This is a genomic window from Acidiferrobacter thiooxydans (assembly GCF_003333315.1).
Lineage (GTDB): Bacteria > Pseudomonadota > Gammaproteobacteria > Acidiferrobacterales > Acidiferrobacteraceae > Acidiferrobacter > Acidiferrobacter thiooxydans.
In genome coordinates this window covers 1,347,149-1,367,551 of sequence record NZ_PSYR01000001.1, presented here as the reverse complement: position 1 = coordinate 1,367,551, position 20,403 = coordinate 1,347,149, and the positions used below count along the sequence as shown (strand labels likewise).

21 protein-coding genes are annotated in these 20,403 nt (G+C 66.9%); 6 read left to right on the top strand and 15 right to left on the bottom strand.

Features of this window, described 5'->3' with window-relative positions; all coding sequences use genetic code 11:
- Nucleotides 1-12: 12 nt before the first annotated feature.
- Nucleotides 13-984, top strand: coding sequence for a 2Fe-2S iron-sulfur cluster-binding protein (locus tag C4900_RS06830; RefSeq protein WP_065969490.1), 972 nt, complete (start codon nucleotides 13-15; stop codon nucleotides 982-984).
- Between the two features lie 44 nt (nucleotides 985-1,028).
- Here C4900_RS06830 and C4900_RS06825 read toward each other — a convergent pair whose 3' ends face one another.
- The 3 genes from C4900_RS06825 to C4900_RS17195 are packed head-to-tail and all read right to left on the bottom strand — an operon-like array spanning nucleotide 1,029 to nucleotide 2,036.
- A complete protein-coding gene (locus C4900_RS06825) occupies nucleotides 1,029-1,292 on the bottom strand; it encodes a hypothetical protein (protein WP_065969494.1) in 264 nt (87 codons plus the stop codon).
- A gap of 46 nt (nucleotides 1,293-1,338) precedes the next feature.
- Entirely contained in the window at nucleotides 1,339-1,710 is a 372-nt protein-coding gene (locus tag C4900_RS06820) for a cupin domain-containing protein (RefSeq protein ID WP_065969498.1), read from the bottom strand.
- Nucleotides 1,707-2,036: an RRXRR domain-containing protein gene (locus C4900_RS17195; RefSeq protein WP_083995708.1), complete on the bottom strand. Its 330-nt coding sequence runs from the start codon at nucleotides 2,034-2,036 to the stop codon at nucleotides 1,707-1,709. Before C4900_RS17195 ends, C4900_RS06820 begins: the two co-directional genes overlap by 4 nt.
- 654 nt (nucleotides 2,037-2,690) lie before the next feature.
- Here C4900_RS17195 and C4900_RS06810 point away from each other — a divergent pair.
- Nucleotides 2,691-3,458, top strand: a complete 768-nt coding sequence (locus tag C4900_RS06810) for an acyl-homoserine-lactone synthase (protein WP_114282738.1) — start codon at nucleotides 2,691-2,693, stop codon at nucleotides 3,456-3,458.
- Here C4900_RS06810 and C4900_RS06805 read toward each other — a convergent pair.
- Nucleotides 3,355-4,128 (bottom strand): helix-turn-helix transcriptional regulator, encoded by a 774-nt coding sequence (locus tag C4900_RS06805; protein ID WP_065969503.1) that lies wholly within the window; start codon nucleotides 4,126-4,128, stop codon nucleotides 3,355-3,357. The genes C4900_RS06810 and C4900_RS06805 overlap by 104 nt on opposite strands.
- A gap of 157 nt (nucleotides 4,129-4,285) precedes the next feature.
- On the bottom strand, nucleotides 4,286-5,302 hold the full coding sequence (ahr, locus tag C4900_RS06800; RefSeq protein WP_065969504.1) for an NADPH-dependent aldehyde reductase Ahr: 1,017 nt from the start codon (nucleotides 5,300-5,302) through the stop codon (nucleotides 4,286-4,288).
- 271 nt (nucleotides 5,303-5,573) lie between these two features.
- Between ahr and C4900_RS06795 the strand changes: the two genes are divergently transcribed.
- Nucleotides 5,574-5,810, top strand: coding sequence for a hypothetical protein (locus C4900_RS06795; RefSeq protein WP_065969508.1), 237 nt, complete (start codon nucleotides 5,574-5,576; stop codon nucleotides 5,808-5,810).
- Nucleotides 5,811-6,244: 434 nt separating this feature from the next.
- Here C4900_RS06795 and C4900_RS06790 read toward each other — a convergent pair whose 3' ends face one another.
- The 7 genes from C4900_RS06790 to C4900_RS06760 form a co-directional block, all read right to left on the bottom strand.
- Nucleotides 6,245-7,042 carry a beta-ketoacyl synthase chain length factor gene (locus C4900_RS06790; protein WP_170132446.1) on the bottom strand — a complete coding sequence of 266 codons (798 nt, stop codon included), beginning with the start codon at nucleotides 7,040-7,042 and terminating at the stop codon, nucleotides 6,245-6,247.
- Nucleotides 7,039-8,238, bottom strand: a complete 1,200-nt coding sequence (locus C4900_RS06785; protein ID WP_211306803.1) for a beta-ketoacyl-ACP synthase — start codon at nucleotides 8,236-8,238, stop codon at nucleotides 7,039-7,041. The genes C4900_RS06790 and C4900_RS06785 overlap by 4 nt, the downstream gene beginning before the upstream one ends.
- Nucleotides 8,235-10,550 carry an MMPL family transporter gene (locus tag C4900_RS06780; protein WP_114282734.1) on the bottom strand — a complete coding sequence of 772 codons (2,316 nt, stop codon included), beginning with the start codon at nucleotides 10,548-10,550 and terminating at the stop codon, nucleotides 8,235-8,237. The genes C4900_RS06785 and C4900_RS06780 overlap by 4 nt, the downstream gene beginning before the upstream one ends.
- Nucleotides 10,547-12,007 carry a LolA-related protein gene (locus C4900_RS06775; RefSeq protein WP_114282732.1) on the bottom strand — a complete coding sequence of 487 codons (1,461 nt, stop codon included), beginning with the start codon at nucleotides 12,005-12,007 and terminating at the stop codon, nucleotides 10,547-10,549. Before C4900_RS06775 ends, C4900_RS06780 begins: the two co-directional genes overlap by 4 nt.
- 49 nt (nucleotides 12,008-12,056) lie before the next feature.
- Nucleotides 12,057-12,323 (bottom strand): phosphopantetheine-binding protein, encoded by a 267-nt coding sequence (locus C4900_RS06770; protein WP_065969518.1) that lies wholly within the window; start codon nucleotides 12,321-12,323, stop codon nucleotides 12,057-12,059.
- A 75-nt stretch (nucleotides 12,324-12,398) separates the two neighbouring features.
- Nucleotides 12,399-13,241, bottom strand: coding sequence for a MipA/OmpV family protein (locus C4900_RS06765; RefSeq protein WP_065969519.1), 843 nt, complete (start codon nucleotides 13,239-13,241; stop codon nucleotides 12,399-12,401).
- Nucleotides 13,242-13,283: 42 nt separating this feature from the next.
- Nucleotides 13,284-14,222, bottom strand: coding sequence for a chorismate transformation enzyme, FkbO/Hyg5 family (locus tag C4900_RS06760; protein ID WP_083995707.1), 939 nt, complete (start codon nucleotides 14,220-14,222; stop codon nucleotides 13,284-13,286).
- Between the two features lie 298 nt (nucleotides 14,223-14,520).
- Here C4900_RS06760 and C4900_RS06755 point away from each other — a divergent pair, with 298 nt between their 5' ends.
- The gene (locus tag C4900_RS06755) at nucleotides 14,521-15,429 is read left to right on the top strand and encodes a polysaccharide deacetylase family protein (protein ID WP_114282730.1); all 909 of its coding nucleotides are present in this window, start codon (nucleotides 14,521-14,523) and stop codon (nucleotides 15,427-15,429) included.
- On the opposite strand, the gene C4900_RS06750 is transcribed toward C4900_RS06755, so the two are convergent.
- The 3 genes from C4900_RS06750 to C4900_RS06740 form a co-directional block, all read right to left on the bottom strand.
- Nucleotides 15,378-16,991: an ABC-F family ATPase gene (locus C4900_RS06750; protein ID WP_065969352.1), complete on the bottom strand. Its 1,614-nt coding sequence runs from the start codon at nucleotides 16,989-16,991 to the stop codon at nucleotides 15,378-15,380. The two genes, C4900_RS06755 and C4900_RS06750, sit on opposite strands and share 52 nt — an antisense overlap.
- Before the next feature lie 92 nt (nucleotides 16,992-17,083).
- Complete coding sequence (locus C4900_RS06745) at nucleotides 17,084-18,454, bottom strand: DNA recombination protein RmuC (protein ID WP_114282729.1); 1,371 nt, start codon at nucleotides 18,452-18,454, stop codon at nucleotides 17,084-17,086.
- Between the two features lie 49 nt (nucleotides 18,455-18,503).
- Entirely contained in the window at nucleotides 18,504-18,854 is a 351-nt protein-coding gene (locus tag C4900_RS06740; RefSeq protein WP_065969348.1) for a winged helix-turn-helix transcriptional regulator, read from the bottom strand.
- Between the two features lie 87 nt (nucleotides 18,855-18,941).
- Between C4900_RS06740 and wrbA the strand changes: the two genes are divergently transcribed.
- Entirely contained in the window at nucleotides 18,942-19,550 is a 609-nt protein-coding gene (gene wrbA, locus C4900_RS06735) for an NAD(P)H:quinone oxidoreductase (protein WP_065969344.1), read from the top strand.
- Nucleotides 19,551-19,740: 190 nt separating this feature from the next.
- Entirely contained in the window at nucleotides 19,741-20,403 is a 663-nt protein-coding gene (locus C4900_RS06730) for a TetR/AcrR family transcriptional regulator (protein WP_065969343.1), read from the top strand.

Genomic DNA, 20,403 nt, shown 5'->3' with positions numbered 1-20,403 from the left:
TTCGGAGACCCCATGCCCGAGATACTTCTAGGCGACAAGACCTACGCATGCGCCGATGGCGAAAGCGTCCTCGAGGCGTTGACCCGCGGCGGCGAGAGCGTCCCCTCCTCGTGCCGCAGCGGTGTCTGCCAGACCTGCCTTTTGCGCGCCGTGGACGGGCAAGTCCCTGAGGCCTCCCAAAAGGGCCTGAAGGACACGCTGCGCGCACGCGGTTACTTTCTGGCGTGCCAATGCGTACCGCACCAATCCATGCGCGTCGAGCATCCTGGCACGGACGCCGGGCGACTTGTCGCTACGGTGCGCGCGATCACGCCTTTGAACCGCGAGATCGTCTCGGTGGCCCTCGAGTGTCCGGGCATGGGGGACTACCGTGCCGGCCAATTCATCAACGTGTTCAAGGACGAGAGGCTAAGCCGTAGCTACTCGCTCGCCAGCGCCCCGGCGCTCGATCCGCATCTCACGCTCCATGTGCGCAAGGTGTCACAAGGTCGGGTCAGCGGGTGGATCCACGAGTCCCTGCAGGTCGGCGATCAGGTAGCGGTCAGCCGGCCGCTCGGGGAATGTTTTTATATGCTGTCCGACCCGGACCAGCCCCTACTGCTTCTTGGCACTGGATCAGGTCTCGCGCCGCTCTACGGCATCCTCCGCGATGCCCTGCGTCAGGGACACCGCGGCCCCATCCGTCTCTACCATGGAAGCCGCCATAAAGACGGCCTGTACCTCGTAGACGAGTTACGCGCGCTTGCCTACCGCCATGCCACCGTCCACTACCATCCGTGCGTGTCGCGCGAGGCCCCGACCGGGGATCTGCGTCACGGGCGCGTGCTCGATGTTGCCCTGAACGATCAGCCGCGCGTCGCCGGCTGGCGCACCTTTCTGTGCGGCCATCCTGACATGGTGCAGTCTGCGAAAAAACGCCTGTATCTGGCGGGCGCGGCGCTCAAGGACATCTACGCCGACGCCTTCATCCGCAGCGCCGCCTGACATCCGGTCCCGGACCCCCGAGGCGTCCGGGACGCCCCCGCCGCTTACCGGCGCGTGTGGCGCTTGCCAAGCGCCCAGTACACCACACCCCCGGCCACCACCACCGTCGCAAGCTCCTCCCCGAGCCGCGCGAGGTCAATGGTGCGCGCCACGGGGAACACCGGTGGCGGAGGTGACCACAAAAATGCATACACGAGCGGTGCATGCATGCGGAAACCTTCGAAATTCGTCCATACGTTGTTCCATGGCGGGTACAGACAGACCCCCACGGCGGCGGCCACGACCAGCATGAGCCACACCGTACGCACGGGGTCCCGGTGTGCCGCCGGCCGTGATCGCCGGGCAGCCGGCAGCTTAGAGGACTTGCGTGTCGTCATGGCGGTAAGGCGGCACACAGCAGCACAGGATCACAAGCGCCGCGGAGACGGATGCCACCACGCGGTGGGCGACACCCGCGGGGATCCGTATGGTATCGCCGGCCTTGATCGCAAACCGCTCCAAACCACACTCCATCATCCCCGCGCCACTCACGACATGATAGATCTCTTCGCTGCGCATATGGCGGTGCAGCCTTGTTGCGGCACCGGCATCGACCGTCGCCTGCGCGAGGCTCATGGCCCCGCCACCGTGATGATCGGGGTGCCATAATTCTTGGATCCGTGATCCGTCCTTGGTCTCATAGGTCGGTTGAGGCCTGGCCACTGGTCCCCCTGCGCACAGGTTCATCCGTTGGCGCGGGAAACCCCGGCATCATCGTGGGCCGTATGGCCCATCTGGCCGGGGAGGGAGGGCGCGGCGGCGTAAGCCGCCCCGGTTCCCGCCTCTCCTTTGTCTGTGGCTATCGTGGTCTGCGAATATCCATAGCCGTCCGCCCGCCGGATCCGGGTGCAGAATCGGTGATGGATGCCTGGTACCAGTCCTTGTGCGGTCTGGATAGTGAAGTACCCCCTGGCGCGAATGGCCGCCCGGCCCCGCGTCCGCAGGAGCCGTGCCCGTTTCTCGGAGCATGGCGTCAGCGGCCTCTTTCTTCTGTCCCAAACGAATACGGCCATACACCCTCCGGTCAAACGGCCCTTACGGGCCCCTAGTGGCCCGGCAACGGCCATGGTGACGCGGGCCATGGCCATGCCGGCCTACCATGTGCGGCCCGTCTCCCCTCGGGGTTGTGGACAACCGCCTCCCGTCTAGCGACGGCGGCGGGGACCTGCGGCGCTTTGCCTTTCGCCCGCATAGGCCATGATGTCTACAATGTGATCCCGGCCTTGCAGAGCGGCGAACATGGGGAAGCATGCGCCGGTGCGTCTGAACGACCCGTTACCCACGTCTGCCGGTCTCCCGGCCCCTCGTCAACCGAGCCTTTTGGTATTCCCCTCCAAGCCCCGCCCGCATTGCCGGCCGCATGGCCTGTTAGGGCGGGTCGTTGACGCGGCTATTCTATCGGGAAGGGCGGCCGTTTGTCCCACCCTCGCCCACCAGCGGCCTGCGGAAGCCGCGCCTAACCCCACCCCACGGACCATCATGATGCCAAGACCGGCCATGGCCTGCGTCTGCGCCCCGGCACCACGCCCGTGCGCACCCCCGTGGCCCAGGCATCGCCCATCCCCGCGCAGCGCGTCCCGACTGTCGGCCCTCACACGCCGCCCGGCGCCAGACCCCCACTATTTTCCCCTGATGACACCCCGAACCTACATAAACCAACAGGTACGTTGTCGCCCATTTTCCGCTATTCCTTGGCCGTCATGCCGCAAGGGATCGTCATCATGGCCGATATCGCACCATTCACAGAAGCCGGGCTTACCGTCCGCGTCCTCGAAACCCGCGAAGATCGGGACCGGGGGTTCCGACTGCGCCACGCCATCTATTGCCAGAAACTCGGCTGGGTGGCGCCACGCCCTGACGGCCTGGAATGTGATGGCTACGAGGACGGATCCACGACCGTGGGTGTGTTCGCCGGCGACGGCGCCCTCGTCGGTGTCGTGCGGCTCATCCCGCCGGGACGCCCGTTCATGCTCGACCATGACTTCCGGCCATTGCTGCGGCCTGGCTATCGGCTTCCCAAGGGCCCGGACTATGCCGAGATCACGCGGCTTGCGACATTGCCGCCGGCCGCCGGCGCGGCGCGACCGCTGGGGGTCTCAAGCCTGCTGTATAAGGCGATCTATCGCTGGGCCTGCGCGCGCGACGTACGGTTTTTATATCTCGTCGTCGAGACCCGCTACCTTCGCCACCTCCGCCGTCGCGGCCTGCCCTGTGTCCCGCTTGGACCTCCGCGACGATTCGGCACCGGCCCCTTATGCATCGCTGCGCGATTCGATCGCCAGGTCTTCGAATGCCACACGGACCGCCGTCCCACGCGCTTTCATCATTGGCTCAAGGCGGATGCGCCAGTATCCCGAGAAGCGTCGCCTTGGCAATGGCCTGGGCGCGATTCCGCGCCTCCAGCTTGCGCATGGCATTTCCCACATGAAACATGACCGTCCGTTCGCGGATTCCAACGATTCGACCAATCTCCCACGTCGTCTTGCCCAGGCTCGCCCAATAGAGCGTCTGCTGCTCGCGCGGCGTCAATCCCCGGTTGGCATCCTGTGGCCAAAGACCGATGCCCGGCCGCGAGAGTCGCAGCAAGAGATCGTGCACGGCCGGCGCCAGACATTCGATGATCGTGCGGTGCCGGGCCGCCTGCCCCAGGGCATTGCCCCAGAACGACAATAGACTGCCGCAGCCGTCCGTGCCGCTCCGGCCAACGGTCACGCCCTCACGCAGATCGAATGCCATACAGGCCTCGATAAACGCCCGCTCGGTTGCTGAGCGCGCCGCGCGAAAGGCCTGCGACCAGACCTGGACATCCTTACCGCCATGATAGCCGCGCATGACCGGGTCCACCCGGTCATAACGCCGTTCGCGGTACAAGGCCAACCACTCCGGCGGGTAACCGAAGTTCAGGAGTTGACGGACCTCGCGAATCCCGCCATCGGCCTCCCAACGCGCCAGAATACAGATCACGCCACGCACCGGCAGCAGGCCATATATCGACCGAAAGACCGTGTTCGCCGCCTCGATGCTGTCGGCCCCGGCGGTTACGTGGCTGATCTCCGCGACGTTCAGCAGATCCCGCCTCGACAGACGCGCCAGTCTCTTGCGCATATCGGACCCCCCGCCCTGTCCACTCGTCTCCCAAACCACATGACGATTTTACCTTATCATTGGGCCTACGGGTGGGCAACACGGGAAATTCGATAGGTGCACGGTGTTTTATACTTGGACCAGTTCCAATATAGGACCGAGGCCCCCTATCCTCTCGTCAGAAATCGGGGTCCAGTACGATCCGATAACGCGCCTTACCAGACCGCAGATGATCGAGCGCATCGTTCACGCGGCTCATGGGGAAATGCTCGACGATGGGCGCAACATTATGGCGCTTACTGAAATCCAGCATGTGCCGGAGCGTGCTGATGCGACCAAATGGCGATCCCGACACCGACTTTTGCCCGGCTATGAGACTGAACGCCCCGATGTTGAGCGGCTCTAGTACCGCGCCCACGAAATGGAGCTGACCGCGCGGCGCGAGGGTCGTTAGGAAGCGCGGCCAATCGAGCGGTGCGCTGGTGGCCACCAAGAGCAGGTCCAGGGAGCCTGTCATGTCCGTCAAGGCGCGCTCATCGGTGCTCGCCACGACTCGGTGGGCGCCCAGAGACTCAAGGTCCGAGGCCTTGCCGGCATGCGAGGTAAAGGCGGTCACGTCACAGCCCCAGGCGCGCAGATATTGCAGGGCAAGGTGCCCCAATCCACCGATGCCCACTACCCCGGCACGATCGACGGGACGCACGCCAAGCTCCATGAGCGGACTAAACACCGTTATCCCGCCACAAAAAAGCGGCCCGCTCGAAGACGACGGCAAGGCCTCGGGCAGCGGAACCGCCCATGCCCAGTGACAGCGCACCCGCTCGGCGAAACCTCCGTGGCGCCCGACGATGGTCGCCTCCGCCGCAGGGCATAGGTGATGGTCGCCGGCCATGCACTGCGCACAATGCATGCAGCTGCGCGCGAACCATCCAAGGCCCACGCGCTGTCCGTCGGCGAGCCCGCGCACCTCGCCGCCGCATGCCACGATCCGACCGACCACCTCATGACCCGGCACCAGTGGGTAGGTGGATAGGCCCCACTCGTTTTGCCACATCGACAGGTCTGAATGGCAGAGTCCGCAATATTCGACCTGGATCTCCACCTCGTCGGCCTTGAGCGGACCCGGATCATAGGAAAAGCGCTCAAACGGCTTGCCAGGGCCGGTCGCGGCCCAGGCCTTGATCGATTTCGTCATGACACCTCCCGATCTCACATCCCAAAGAATGTGGGGCGCGACCCATAGGCCGTACCCCCCGTTTCCCGGCAACGCCCGACGATAGCCATTCCGATCGCCATCGGCAAGCCGCTTTAGGCCGGCGCGCGCTATTCCCCCTCCTCCTGGTCGGGATCGAATCCTGCTATACTGAAGCGTATCCATAATGGGCTTTACGGCAACCATGTCTATGCACCGTAGACGCAGCGCGTGGCGCCATCCACCGGATCACGCCCTACACCGCCTCATAATCATGGCCGTCGTTCTCGGTTCTTTCGCCATGGCCAGTCCGCGCGCCTCGGCAGACCTGAACCATGATGCCCGCCATGTCGGCCATAGCCTCGGCACGGCCGCGCACGATGTCGGGCACAAGGCCAAGCGTGTAGGACTGGCCATCGGGCATGAGGCCAAGAAGGTCGGGCTTGCGATCGGACATGCCGCCAAGGCCGGCGGACTGGCCTTTTGGCATGCCGTCAAAGGGCATCACTGAGCGCGTTAGGGGCGCGGGCCCTGCAGGGGCCCTCCATGGGGACGTGGACACAGCCCAGCGCGGGGCGGGCTCTCGGCGAATTCTCTTAAGAGGCCAAGCGATCGCGATGCGGCGCTTGGCCGAGGTCCGATCCCGCCCCGCAGCGCGCAGGCGCCACACCCTGAGCCGAACCCCCTTCAGAGGCCCGTCATAGGGCGCTTGCCACACATACTGGCCTTCTTCGATACCCGGGAAACGTTCCCCATCCCCGGTGCCGCTTCCGAATAACGGCATCGCACCGTATAGATCATGGGCATTCCGCCTCCTTGCGCGCGCCCTACCGCCTCAGCCTGCAGACGAATCGCCGACAAGGACGGGCCCCCTTGGTCACCCCCGTTAGGGTATGACGTTCCCGCCTCGGGGCTGCCCGCGACGGGCGTGCCCCGCGACCGCCGTCATGGGCCGAAAGACACCGCCAAACGCAGGGCGCCGCCACCCGCGTCTGGCCATGACAGGATCCCATCCTGCTGGAGGCCGAGCGTACGCAAAAGCGGCAGGCTACGCGCGGCCGGGTTGGCGACACGCAGGGCCTCGAGCGCGGCATCCGACATGGGGATGTCGGCGGCTGGTTCACAGTACCCCCATTCCCACGACAACATCGCGCACCACCCCGGTGGCCGCTCAGCGGTCAGGGCCAGCGCCACGGCAAACGGTGCGGTAATCCCGCGTACTGCGGCAAACGCCGCAGGCGGTGAGAGGTCGTAGGCGATCAAGAGGCACGCGCGGCCGGGGCCGACCGTGGTCAAGGCCTCGAGCAGGCCGGCGGCGAAGCTGTCATCATAGGCAGACAGACTGGTCGTAGGCGCCCGCGAGCCGGTCGCGATCCCCCAGTAGCCCCCGGCGGCGTTATGCACGGAGTTGTGAAACAGGGTCGGCGACAGGGCGATCGGCGGCTGCGCCAAGGCCCGGCAGTTCTTGTCGGCGATCTCGAGATCGCCGCTTGCGGAACTGAACACCGTAGCCACCCCCGCCGGGTCCCAGCCGGCGGCGCGCAAGGCCTGCCGTCCGACATCCAGGGCATAGCGCGCGGACATCGGACAGCGCCGCGCCTCATTGGCGGAAAGTCCCTCGGCGAGCGGCATGCGCACCCTGTCATGCCGATAAGCCCGCTCCCCTGCTAATAGGGCGCGCGCCGCTTGCGCGTCCGGAAGGCCCGGACCCAGGACGCCCCATCCGGCAACATATATGTTCACGGGCGCCATGCGAGCGCGAGACAGCAATTGCTGCCGCCAAATCCGAAGGTATTGACCAAGGCCCGGCGGATTGCGCCGCTCTCGCCTGAAAGCAGCAGACGCGACCGGAATCGCGGATCGGGCAATCGCGTAGCGACGGTCCCCGGCAGGAATCCCGCAGCCATGGCCTCAGCCGTCAACACCACCCCGCACATACCCGCGGCCCCCAGTGTATGCCCGATGGCCCCCTTCGTGGAGCTCGCCGGGACCGCACCAAGACCCACGCGCATCAGCGCCAGATCTTCGGCGGCATCGTTGTGCGCAGTCCCGGTGCCATGCAGGTGCACATAGTCGACCGTGTCCGGTCGCCAGCCGGCGCTCGTGAGGGTCGCCTCCAGCGCCGCGCGCGCCCCCCGTGCCTCGGGATGCGGGGCGGTCATGTGGTAGGCATCCGCGCTGTCGCCGGTGGCCACCAGGCGCAATCCTCGGGATTCGCCACAATCTCCGGCCGGCGCGAGGAGCGCAAATCCCGCCGCTTCGCCGATCGCAATCCCATCGCGGTCGGCATCGAACGGCCGGGGATGCGTCCGGGACAAAAGATTCAACGCATGAAAGCCATAAAGCGTGGTATCACAGAGACTGTCGACGCCGCCCACCACCACCGCCTGACAGACACCGGAGGCGATGAGCCGCGCGCCGGTGGCGAACGCCTTGGCACTCGATGAGCACGCCGTCGACACCACCAGCGCCGGGCCTTTCACACCGAGATAGCGGCGCACGAAGTCCGCGCACGAAAACACATTGTGGGTCTCGCGGTACGGGAAATCGACCGGCAGTGCCCCCGGCCCCTGAAAGACCGGGGCCCGATAGGCCGCCTCGGTGGCGGCGATCCCCGAGGTGCTCGTGCCGATCACCACCCCGATACGCCAGGCGCCCACGCGGCGCGCAGTCGCGCCCACCGCCTGCGCGAAGCCATCGGCGTCGAGCGCAAACCGCGCGAGGCGATTGTTGCGGCAATCATAGCGTGTCAGGGCCGCGGGCATGACCACCTCCTCCAGACCCGCGACCTGCCCGATCATGCACGCCGTCCCGTCCGCCAGGGTATGCGGAACCAGCATCGACCGCCCGCTCATGAGCCCGGCGCGCTGGGCGGCGAGGCCGCGGCCGAAGGCGCTCGTGAGCGTATAGTGCGTGATGGCGAGACCGTCTTCCATCATGAGGCCCGCGACGCGCCCAAGGACCAGGCGGCGGTAAAGAGCAGCGCGAGCAGCGCCCCCAGGCTCACGGTCAGGCCTACCGAGCGCAACATCGCCACAGGCGCCGTGGCCATGACCCCAAATCCGGTTATGGTGGTGGCGGCGCATACCCAGGGCGCAAGCGGCCGGCGTTCGGCGATGAGCCCATGCTCCCCGAGAAACAGCGCGTAGCCCATGCCAAGACCGGCAATGAGCAGCAAGGCCACGAGGTTCAAAAGCGTGAGGCCCGGACCTGTCATCACCAGCAAGGCACAGGTGGTCACGATCGCCGCGGCCATCGGCAGCACAAGGCGCGTGGCCTCGCGCACTGATCGCAGACCGATGGCGATGACCACCGCCATGAGCGCCCCGGCGATGAGCGCATGGCGCAACAGCGCCGCGCGATAGCCGGCCATGAGACGCCCCACGGCACGCTTCACCACCACATAGTGGGCCCCCGCGACCGCGCTTGCCCGTATCGCCCGGGCCACGCGCCGGGCATTGCGGACATCGGATAGAGGCACGAACGCCACACCCCGCCCATGGACCCGCATAAGCAGGCCACCCATTTGCATGCGCATCGGTGCCGGCAGATCGGCGGGACGTAGCGGGGCCGCGTGGCGCGCCTTGGCGACGGCCGCCACGAATTCGTGAAACGCGCGTAGGCGAAATGGCATGCCGACGGCCGCGGCGCGCAGTCGCCGGCGCAGGATCGCAGGCGCTGGCAGCGCGCGCTGCCGGCGCCTCTGCACAGCCACGCTCGGCAGGTATTGGGCCGCCATCCGGTAACCGGCAAGGGCGCGCTCCCGGCGTAGCCTTGCCAATACCGGTCGCAGCGCGGCGGAGGCCACCAGCGCCCGTTCACGATTGGCGGCGGTCACCACCACGAGCGACGAGAGCCCCGGCACTCCGAACGCCCGGCTAAGTCGCCCGGTCTCGCGCATGAGGGTATGCGACGCCGGACTCAAGGCCGACAGGTGGTCATCCCATACGTGGCCGCCGTGCTGCCAGAGAACCCCGATGGCGGCCAACGCCACTATCACCACCGCACCGCGCGCACGACGCAGTCGGGCGGAAACCCGTGCCGCGCGATCGTCCCACACGGACAGATCGGCGAGCGGACGCCATGCCGGGATCATGAACGGCAGGACATAGCGCGCCGCCAATGCCGCCGCCGCAAGCCCTACGGCCGCGAATACACCGAGCTGCACGAGACCGGCGAGATGCGAGGTGATCATGGTGGAAAATCCGATCACCATGGCGATCATCGCCAGTCCCAGGGCGCGCGCCACGCGCTGTGCCGCGCGCGGAACGCTCTCCCCGCCCCGAACATGCAAAAGCACATAGGTCGGGTAGTCCATGGCCACGCCGATCAGCATGGTGCCAAACCCGAGCGTCGTGATCGCAAGTCTCGGAAACACCAAACCGATGACCGCGGTGGCGACCATCGCCCCGCTGGCAAGCGGCACGAGGCTCACGAGCAGCGGCGGTCCCGAGCGATAGACGAATCCCAAGATCCCCGCCACCAAGATGAGGTCGATGATCGTCAGACGCTTGGCGCTGTCTGCAACCTTGTCATTGGCCGCCACCGTTATCGCCCCGGTGCCGCCGATCTCCAGAGACAGCGGCTTATGATCCGCGACCTGCGCGAACGCGGCATGGATCAGGCCGAGCGCACGGCGCTGCGGTCCCACCGAAAACCCCGACGCGTGCGTCTCCACGAGCAATAGCGCCGCGTGCTCGTCGCGCGACACCCACACGCCATGGCGCGAGCGCGGCCCTCCCGCCGCGCCCCGCCAGGGCCGGGCCGCGGCCATGACCGCGCCCGTGGGATCGGCCAGGACCTTGGTGGCACTCAAGCCCGCCGGGGACTCGAGAATGGCCAGATCACGCCGCAGATCGGCGCGTAGCGCCGGCACCGTCCACGACGTGCGCGGCGCCAGCAGATAGCGGTCGTGGAACAGAAATCCCTCGACACCCCGCGCTACCGCCGCTCCGCTATTGGCGACCAGCGCAAAATCGCGCGTATCGCGGCGCAATCGCCGGGTGAGCGCCCGTGACGCCCGCGCCCGCGCTACCCCGGTACCGCCGCGAATCGCCAGCAACAAAAGACGGGATGCCGCGCCCTTGTGAAGGCCGTGCACCAGGGCGCGCTGCACCGTGCTGCCCGATCGCGGCAGAAACGCCGTCAGGCTCCCTCCAAAGCGCGCGGTATGGACGATCAGCGCCGCCAGTATCGCCAACGCCGCCAGCCACACGGCGGTCACCGTAAATGCCGTTGGTCTGGCGTTCACGGAAGGATGCGCATATCCGAGCTATCACCGTTCGGGGCGCGGGTCACGATCTCTGCAAGACGCGCCCCATGCCCACTGATCGCGACACTCACCAGGGCCCGCTTCAAGGCGGCAAGACGTGGGCGCAGCAGCAGTCGCCAGGCCTTGCGATCCCCCTGCAGGCGCGCGTGGAAATCGTGCGTGAGCAAGGCGTAGTTCCCGCTCAAAAGCCCCTCGAACCCGGACACCATGGCGATCACGCCGGGATAACGGCTGACCGGTACTCCCCGGCGGGCCTGATTGACAAACAGCCGGTCACCGACGATCCGGTATACGGCCTTGCGCGGCGCGCTCTGGGTCATGATGAGGGTATCGGGCTTCTCATACTGGAGCGTGCCATGCGCCTGCACGGGGCGCCGCAGACTCGCCAGGTGATTGACCTCGATAAACCGCACCTTATGGGTCACCGTGTGCGCCAGGGTCTTTAGCAGCATCGGGACCGTCCATGGGCGACTGGCCGCGCGGGCCATCCCGGTCGTCAGGATCGCGAGCAGCGCTGCGGCGAAACGAATCCCCGTCCGGGGTTTGCCAGAAGTCATAAAAATTAAACCAGTTGTCGGGGGCCAGGCGACAGAACGTCCCCAGGGTTTGCGCATAGCGCTCCCCCAGCTGTCGCATCCATTCCTCACGCGCCTTTGCGTCCGGGGCCGGACCGCACAGCGGTTCGAATACCAATTCATAGCGGCACACACCGTCGGCCGCCGCGCGGTAGAGCGCGGTAAAGAAGAATACCGGGGCGCGCAGGACGGCTGCAAGCCGCAAAGGTCCCAGCGGGAATGGCGCCGTCGCCCCCAGGAAATCAGCGGGATAGGTGGTCTCGCCGGCGATGGTGCGATCGCCCATGAACCCCACCAGGCCCCCCTGCGCGAGAAACTCGCGTACCCGCAGTAACGACGCCGGCCCCCCAAAGGTACGATCGAATCCCGCGCCTCGGGCTGTAGGACCGTCAGGACTTCGGCCAATTTGCGCGATACCCCGGTATGCATGATGACCTGGATCTTCAGCTCCGGGCGCAAAAACGCGGCGGCGCGCGCGGCCTCGAAACTGCCCATATGCGCGCCCAGCAGGATGACGCCCTGGCCGTGGTCCAGGTACGAAGCGACCGCCTCGAAGCCGCGAATCTCGTAACGCGGCGCGTCGCGATGCCGGGCCAGCAAATAGACGCGATCTAGGATCGTGCGCGCAAAGGTCAGGTAATGACCGAACAGGCGCGCGCGTGTGGGTTGCTGGCCGTCCAAGGCCTGATAGTAGCGGCGCAGGCCGGCACGGCCCTCGGGCAGGGCCCAGAAGAAATAAGCGGTAATCGGCCACAACAGGACGCGCGCCGTGCGCCGTCCCAGGCGCAGCGCCAGGATCCGCGCCGCGCGCAGCCCGAAGCGGCTGCCGCGCTCACGCTTTTCAAACCACGCCTGGGCCATCGCCGTCCCTTACCCACCGTACCCCAAAAAACCGCAGTCCGTGCCTTTTTTAGGTCCGGCGCGCGCCGATGGTCGCGGCGAGCGCCCGCAGGGATGCGAAGATGACGGCGTTCTCCGGGTCATCGGATCGCAATTGGATACCGTAATGCTGGGAGATCGCCAACGCAATCTCCAGCATGTCGATCGAATCGAGCCCCAGACCCTCGCGGAACAGCGGGGCCTCGGGATCGATCGAGTCCGCATCGAGCGCCAGGTTCAGGCTGCTCACGAGCAGCTGCGCAATCTCACGCTCAAAATCGGTTTGCCTGCTATTCACTCCGCTATCCTCTCGAAACCTAAGCCATATTCCGTACGCGCCGGACCTGCCACCCGATCGCTCATAGCGCCATCATCAATCATCCCCGGAGCGAACAAACACCCATACCACCGCCGCCCCGACGATGAGCGTATTCGACACCTTCAGCAAGGGGCTCGATGCAAACGCCGCACCCGAGTAGTTGCGATAGCGCCCGAAGATCGCAAAATCGAAAGGGCCCGCGCGCGTGCTCACGGCCGCCGTAAGCCGTACCCCGGCATAACCGCCAGGGGCGGAATAGGCCGGCCGCCCCGCCGCCGCATAGGCTGGTGGCACGCCGAAAAAATACTCGTTGACCCCATGGCCGCGAAAAACGGGGCCAAAGCTTACCACAATGGGCCAGACGCGCCCGCGCGGGGTCCGCGATTCGACGAACGCCGAGGCGCTGCTGCCAAGCGGCATAAGCTGCAGGCCGGGGCCCATGGCCCAACGATAGCGGGCGCGGGCGCCCAGCCAGATGCGCCAGCCGCCGGCGCGCGCGGGGAGGCGCATCATGATATCCGGCCCCAGGGCCACGGTCGGGTCTAGGTTCGGCATGCCGGCGCGCGCATCCGGTGTACCGGCCGCCGCCGGCGGCGAGCCATTGGCCCCAAGACCGATACTGAACGACGAATGACGGGCCCATTTCGCACGCAGGTGTTGGTGGTGCAGGTGCAGCGTGGGGGATTCGTAGTCCCAGTACGGGTAGGGGTAGGCGAATAGCCGCTCACTGTCGGAACCCGGATAGGCAGGCGCCAGGAAGAGGGCCACCCCCACACCGCCTTGGTAGTGCGCGGTCTGGGCCGCCACCGTGCCGACCCCAAACATCCCCAGGACCATACACCCGAGACGCACACCCCATGACGCGCCCCGCCGATCCGCCGCCAGCTCGCTTCCCATAGGCTGTGCTTGCGCCCGTCGCCTGATATCCACGCCCGGTCCTTATCGTCGCTCGCCGTCCACCACCACCGCCTCGATCTCCAGGCCGAGTTCGGAGCGGCAGATATCCCCGCGCAGGATCAAGGCCGGCGCCATCCCCCACGGTTGCGGCCAGGACAGCCGGGCACCGTCCGGGACGCGCACATAGGCCTTGACGGCCAGCACCTGGCGGTCCGCCCCGAGGCCCGCGCACGCCACGAGCGCATCGAGGTTGGCGAAGGTCTCGCGCGCCTGCGCCTCCAGGTCTCCGGGGGCCTGGCTTTCATGGCCGACGATCGCCGCCGTGCCCGATATCCACAACCACCCGCGGCCGGCACTGGCCACCTTCATGGCGCGCACGAAATCCGGGGGGCGCGGGCCATAGATGTCGGGATAGCGGTAGGCACTGACCTGTCGCGGGTTCTCGATGGCGAGACCGGGGGTGCGATGCGCCAGTACATGCAGTGTCAGATCGCCGCGCGGGGCACCGATGCAGGTCGCCGCGGGGCGCAGCCCGCCGCGCGCCAGATAGCCCTCCAAGGCCTGGTGGCGACCGCGATTGAACTGCCGGTACCGCTCGAGCCCCTGGTCTAGGCCATGAATGTCCGGAAAATACTGCCACGCACGGATCAGGTATCCGTAACCCTCGCCCTCGGCGACGCGCAGGATGCGTCCATAGGCCTCGGCCGCGACCGACGCCATTGGCTCACGGGCCCCGAGCGCGACCGCCGCGAACAGCCACTCGCCGTCGTGGGCGTAGTGGACGCCCTCGCGTGTCGCCGATATCGCCGGGCCCCCGGCGATCACTTCATACATCGGGGGCCCCATGGGCACCAGGGCCGTGGCGACATAGGGCGCACGCCCCTGCCAGGTCGCCGGGGTCCCATAACCCACGACCCCGAGGATATCACCCCGACCCTCGAGTTCCTGACGTCGATCCGCCGGATAATAGAAGATCCTCATGCGCTCAACACGACCTCTCGCGAAGGCCTGCGCGCGCGGCCTCCGTCCGGGTCTCCCGGTGCCGCGCCTTTCATCGTCGGGCCCGCCATTCCTTGCCGCCTCCCGCGAATCCGTGTAGCGTCGATGCCATGCCAAGCCCCCATCCGTGCACCCCTCACCCTGGAAGCCCCGGTCATGACGCGCCCTAGGGATATCAGGGCCTCGACCCGTCGCAGATGACGGTCAACCGGCTTACACTCATGCATCAGACTACTCCCATGGGGGGCATAGGCCCCGTTCTCCCATCGCACGGGGCGCCATGGCCCTGCCGCCCCCGCCCGGTCCGGTGGCCGCCCGGGGGCCCGTAATGGCGCGCCTCGATGCCCGCCACGTCTTTCAGGCCGTCAACGCCCTCGATGGCCTGCTGGCCGCCGGGGCTGCCTGGCATGCCGTGGCCGCCATCCCGGCCGTGGCGGCGATCGCCGCGACCCAGGCGGCGCTGACGGCGTCCTGCCTGTGTCCGCGCTGCTCATTCCTTGGCCCTGTCATCACCCGTGTGGCCACCGCCGAACCCCAGGTGGCGCTGACCTTCGACGATGGACCAGACGAGACGCTCACCCCGCGCATCCTCACGCTGCTCGCCCAGTATGACGCCCGCGCCAGCTTCTTTTGTATCGGCCGCCGCGCCCGCCAGGCGCCGCACCTCATACGCGCCGCCGTAGGCGCCGGCCATAGTATCGAAAACCACAGCTGGGACCATAGCCCCCGCTTCGCGCTCTTTGGATCGCGCCGCCTGGCGCGCGAGATCGATGACACCCAAGACCTGCTCGCCGACGTAAGCGGCCGGGCACCATCATGCTTTCGGGCCCCACTCGGGTTCCGCAACCCCTGGCTTGCGCCGCTGCTCGCCGAGCGCGCCCTGCACTATGCCGCCTGGTCGCACCGCGCCTTCGACACCCAAGACCCGGCACCCGCGCGCATCGCCCGACGATTGTCACGGGGGCTTATGCCCGGCGCCGTGCTCTTGCTGCATGATGGCCGCAACGCGCGCGATTATGCCGGGCGGCCGGTCCTGGAGACGGTCCTGCCGGGGCTCCTGCGGGGCTTGCAGGCGCGCGGGCTGCGCGCCGTCGATCTACCGACCCTACTCGCCCGTCACGACCGGGCGCGCCCGCCTCAGGATACCCCCGAGCGCGGCCCCATCCCCGCCCCGCGGGTCTTCAGATAATCCTCGTAGCCGCCGCCGAAGACCGTCACCTGCCCGCCGTCGAGCTCCAGGATCTCGGTGGCCAGCGATGACACGAACTCGCGATCATGACTGGCAAAGATCAAGGTGCCGGGATAGTGGACGAGCGCCAGATTGAGCGCCTCGATCGACTCCATATCCAGATGATTGGTGGGCTCGTCTAGGATCAGTACGTTGGGCGCAAGCAGCATGAGCTTTCCGAAGATCATGCGCGCGCGTTCGCCGCCCGACAACACGCGCACCGACTTCTCGCTCTCCTCGCGCGAAAACAGCAAGCGCCCGAGCACCGCGCGGATCGCCTGCTCGTCGTGGGTCGGCTGCGCCCACTGGCTCATCCATGCCAACAGCGTGAGATCCTCGGCAAACGCCTCGCCATGATCCTGTGCGCAATACCCCACGCGCGCCCCCTCGGCCCACTGGATCTCGCCTGCGCGTGGCGTAAGTTCCCCGGCAAGGGTCCGCAAAAGCGTGGTCTTGCCCGCACCGTTGGCGCCGATCACCCCGATGCGCGCGCCGGCCCCCACATACAGATCGAGCTCGCGCCACAAAAGATCGTCATAGCCTTGCGCCAGGGCGCGCACCTCCACGGCCTGCCGGTAGAGCTTCTTACCCATGTCGAAGCGGATATAAGGGCTCACGCGACTCGAGGGCTTGATCTCGTCGAGCTGGATCTTTTCGATCTGGCGGGCACGCGAGGTTGCCTGGCGGGCCTTGGAGGCATTGGCCGAAAAACGACTGACGAAGGCCTGCAGCTCGGCGATCTGGGCCTTCTTGCGGGCGTTGTCGGCCAGGCGCCGTTCACGCACCTCGGTGGCCGCGGTCATGTACTCGTCGTAATTGCCCGGAAAGATGCGCACCTCCCCGTAATCGAGATCGGCGATGTGCGTGCATACCTGATTCAGGAAATGGCGATCGTGGGAGATGATCACCATGGTGCTGCGGCGCGCCACCAGAAGCTCCTCCAGCCATCGTATGGTGTGGATGTCCAGATGGTTGGTGGGCTCATCGAGCAGCAGGATGTCCGGATCGGGAAACAGCGCCTGCGCAAGCAGCACGCGCAGCTTCCAGCCCGGCGCCACCGCGCTCATCGGGCCATTGTGCTGGGCCATCGGCACCCCAAGTCCAGTGAGCAGCCCGGCGGCCCGCGACTCGGCGGTATAACCGTCGCGGGCGGCAAAATCGGCCTCGAGTTCCGCCACGCGCATGCCGTCGTCCTCGCTCAGGGAGGATAGGCCATAGAGCCGTTCGCGTTCCGACTTCAGGCGCCAAAGCTCAGCATCGCCCATGATGACGGTGTCGAGCACGGTGTATGACTCGAATGCGAACTGATCCTGCCTGAGCTTGCCGACGCGCTTGTCGGCCTCCCAGGCGACCGTGCCCGAGGTCGGGTCCAGGTCCCGCCCCAGGATCTTCAGAAACGTCGACTTGCCAGAGCCGTTGGCGCCGATCAGACCGTAACGGTGTCCGGCACCGAACTTCACGGACACGTTCTCGAAGAGCGGCGCGGCCCCAAACTGCATGGTGAGTTGAGTAGTAGAGAGCACGAGAGTCCTACCGAACCGAATCGGGGTTTGCGCAAACAAAGCCGCGCAGTCTACACGCAAAGGCCGGGGCGCGTCATCTCGCACCCCCCTCCTCAGTCCTCCGCATTCGCGGGTCCGGCAAGCTCCGGCGCCGATAGCGGACGCGGCTCCTCGGGCAGGACATCGAGCGCGGCGATCTCCTCCTCGTCGCCGGCGCGCAGATCGCGGAAACGCCGCGCCTGCGGCAGGACCCGGGCCTCGAGCGTGCCGACGGTCTTGTTATAGGCCTGCACCGCAGCCGCCAGTTTCGCGCCGGTATCCGACCAGCCCCGGCCGAGCAGGGCCACACGCTTGTAGAGCTCGCGGCCGAGCGCGGCGATCTCCTCGGCGTTGCGCGCGATGGCATCCTGTTGCCAGCCATAAGAAACGGCGCGCAACAGCGCGATCAGGGTGGTGGGGCTTGCCGGAATCACCTTCTGGTCGACGCCGGTCTCGATCAGGGACGGATCTTCGCGCAGGGCGGCACTGAAGAACACCTCGCCTGGCACGAACATGACCACGAACTCCGGGGCCCGCGGGAACTGTTCCCAATAGGCCTTTTTCGCGAGTTGACCGAGATGCGTGTGCACTTGCGCGGCGTGACGCTTCAGGGACGCGGCCCGCACCACCTCGTCATCGGCCTCCACGGCGTTCAGATAGGCGTCGACCGGGGTCTTGGCATCCACGACCACATGCCGGCCGCCGGGCAGCCTCACCACCAGATCGGGACGCAGGATGCGCCCCTCGTCCCCGGTCCTTTGGGCCTGCTCGATGAAATCGCAATGATCGAGCATACCGGCCATTTCCACTACGCGCCTTAATTGCAGCTCGCCCCAACGCCCGCGCGCGGCCGGCTCGCGCAGGGCCTTCACGAGGTTTGCGGTCTCCCGATGGAGTCTCGGCAGGTGGCTCTCGATCAGCGCCTTGACCTGATCTGTGAGCGATTGATAGGCACTTTCGCGCTTGACCTCCAGCTGCGCGAGCAGGGCATCGACGCGATTGAGGCGCTCCACCACCGGCCCCACGAGGTGCGCGATCGCCTGCTCGCGGGCGTGCAGCTCGGCGCTCGCACCCTGGGTGAGGTTCGCCAGACGCTCCTGGGCAAGCCCCAGGAATAACTCGTTGTTGCGCTGCAAGGCCTCTTGTGACAGCCCTTTGAACATCTCGCCTACGGTCTTTTGGGCATCGCGCAAGGACGCCAAGCGCTCGTTATGAATCTGGTCCTCGTAGCGCGCGCGCTCCGTGAGCTTCATATGCTCGATCTGCAGCGCGTTGAGCGCCGCGTTCGTGCGCTGCAGCTCAGCATCCCGCAAAGTCAGCGCCTGCCGGGTCTCTTCAAGCGCCGCGGCCGTGCGCCTCTGGCGGCCCCGCTCCCGCCCCCACAGCCACGCGCCGGCCAAGCCGCCGGCGAGCGCCCCCAGGATGGCAGCCAGTACCGTGCTCATAACGCCCCGCGCCGGGGCACGCCGGCAAGACCGTGCACGGCCGCTGCCGTCACGGCAACCCCAAAGGCGCCTCGACCTCGCTGGCCGCTTGCGCCTCCCACTCACTCACAATAGGCTGCAGCTGCGCCAGGACCTCTCCCAACCGGCGGCCGCGCTCGGTCAGGCGGTAGGTCACCTGCGGCGGGACGCTCGGCACCATCTCGCGCGCCACGAAGCCTGCGCTCGCAAGCCGCCGCAGGCGCTCGGTCAAGAGTCGGCTCGAGATCCCGGGGATGGCGCGCTTCAAGGCCCCGAAACGCAGCGCGCCCTGGGTCTGCAGCACCCACAAGACATGCGTCGTCCATGGCCCCGCGAGGAGCTTTAGGACGGCATCGACCGGACAGGGCGAGGATGTCTCCATAGTTACTTTTAAATACCTACTTCACAAAGATAACTAAGTGCGGTTAGAGTGCCATCATCATAACGCGTTTCCTCACAGGAGGGTTGCATGAGCCGTATTCTCGTTTTGTACTACAGCACTTGGGGACATGTAGAGCGCATGGCCGAGGCCGTCGCCGAAGGGGCGCGCGCGGTCGATGGCACCACAGTCGACGTCAAGCGCGTACCGGAACTGCTGCCGCCTGAGACCCTGGCGGCCATGCATGCCAAGACCACGCAGGCGGCGCCCATCGCCGAGCCCGCCGATCTCGAACATTACGATGCCATCCTATTTGGCACACCCACGCGTTTCGGCAACATGTGCGCACAGATGCGCCATTTTCTGGACCTCACAGGTCCGCTGTGGCGTGCCGGCAAGTTGATCGGCAAGATCGGCAGCGTATTTATCAGCACCGGCACGCAGCACGGTGGCCAGGAGACGACCGTGACCTCCTTCCACACCACCCTGCTCCACCACGGCATGATCATAGTCGGGGTCCCCTACTCCTGCGCCGGACTGACACGCATGGACGAGATCACCGGCGGCAGCCCCTATGGGGCGGCCACGCTCGCGGGCGGCGATGGCAGCCGCCAACCAAGCGCCAACGAGCTCTCGATCGCGCGTTTTCAGGGCGAACACGTCGCGCGGCTGGCCGCGCGCCTGCAGACCGCGGCGTGATCCCGATCCGGCGCGCCGACCCCCGCGGCCCGGGCAAGCGCGGGTGGCTCACGCGCCACCCTGCGTTTTCGTTGGGTGATGACCATGACCCCGAGCCGCACAGCTCTGGGGATCCGCCGCTCATCAACGCGGGCCTGATCCGCGGCGGGGGCGCGGCGCTTCACGCTGCGCCGGCATCACCTGTGATCCGATGACACGGGGGCCCGGACCGTCGACCTATACGCGCCTCATCGAGGCGACGTGGGAGGAACTCCGGGAACGGGGATTCAAGGCCGCGCGACTCGATCGCATCGCCGCGCGCGCTGGGGTGACCAAGGGCGCCTTATATCATCACTTTCCGGACAAGCGATCCCTGGCCGTGACGACACTCCTGGAGACCATGGGCCGGGAAATCGACCAGCTATGGATACAGCCTCTGGCATCGGAAGGCGATCCCCTGCCGCGGCTTTCCGCAGGGCTTGCCCGCCATATCGCCACTGGCGAGGCCTGTACCCACCACTCGCTGCCGCGGCTCATCGCAGAGCTCGTGGCGCATGACCCGGCCGCCCAGCTTTTGATAAGCGAGCGACTCGCGCATTGGCGCAAGCGACTGGGCACCGGTCTCACACGTGCGCGCCACGCAGGCTTCGTGCAGGCCGACATCGATTGCGAGGCCGCCGCGCTGTTCATTCTGTCGGCATGGGAGGGATGCCGGGAGACCATGCGTTACGCCCATCCCTCGACCCTGTCCCGCTGCGGTCAAGAACTCCTGCGCTACATCGGCGCGCTCCGCGCCCCCACCGACGCCGCGGCAAGCGACCGCCGGGATGTTGCGCCCGCGCCTCCCGCCGGCAAGCGCTCCGGCACGGCCTAA

Coding starts and splice junctions, on each gene's coding strand:
- C4900_RS06745 (WP_114282729.1), bottom strand. CDS start 18,454: ATGAGCACGGTACTGGCTGCCATCCTGGGGGCGCTCGCCGGCGGCTTG.
- ahr (WP_065969504.1), bottom strand. CDS start 5,302: ATGACGAAATCGATCAAGGCCTGGGCCGCGACCGGCCCTGGCAAGCCG.
- C4900_RS06755 (WP_114282730.1), top strand. CDS start 14,521: ATGGCCCTGCCGCCCCCGCCCGGTCCGGTGGCCGCCCGGGGGCCCGTA.
- C4900_RS06775 (WP_114282732.1), bottom strand. CDS start 12,007: ATGGCCCAGGCGTGGTTTGAAAAGCGTGAGCGCGGCAGCCGCTTCGGG.
- C4900_RS06830 (WP_065969490.1), top strand. CDS start 13: ATGCCCGAGATACTTCTAGGCGACAAGACCTACGCATGCGCCGATGGC.
- C4900_RS06805 (WP_065969503.1), bottom strand. CDS start 4,128: ATGCGCAAGAGACTGGCGCGTCTGTCGAGGCGGGATCTGCTGAACGTC.
- C4900_RS06820 (WP_065969498.1), bottom strand. CDS start 1,710: ATGAACCTGTGCGCAGGGGGACCAGTGGCCAGGCCTCAACCGACCTAT.
- C4900_RS06765 (WP_065969519.1), bottom strand. CDS start 13,241: ATGGGAAGCGAGCTGGCGGCGGATCGGCGGGGCGCGTCATGGGGTGTG.
- C4900_RS17195 (WP_083995708.1), bottom strand. CDS start 2,036: ATGGCCGTATTCGTTTGGGACAGAAGAAAGAGGCCGCTGACGCCATGC.
- C4900_RS06760 (WP_083995707.1), bottom strand. CDS start 14,222: ATGAGGATCTTCTATTATCCGGCGGATCGACGTCAGGAACTCGAGGGT.
- C4900_RS06795 (WP_065969508.1), top strand. CDS start 5,574: ATGGCCGTCGTTCTCGGTTCTTTCGCCATGGCCAGTCCGCGCGCCTCG.
- C4900_RS06785 (WP_211306803.1), bottom strand. CDS start 8,238: ATGATGGAAGACGGTCTCGCCATCACGCACTATACGCTCACGAGCGCC.
- C4900_RS06740 (WP_065969348.1), bottom strand. CDS start 18,854: ATGGAGACATCCTCGCCCTGTCCGGTCGATGCCGTCCTAAAGCTCCTC.
- C4900_RS06730 (WP_065969343.1), top strand. CDS start 19,741: ATGACACGGGGGCCCGGACCGTCGACCTATACGCGCCTCATCGAGGCG.
- wrbA (WP_065969344.1), top strand. CDS start 18,942: ATGAGCCGTATTCTCGTTTTGTACTACAGCACTTGGGGACATGTAGAG.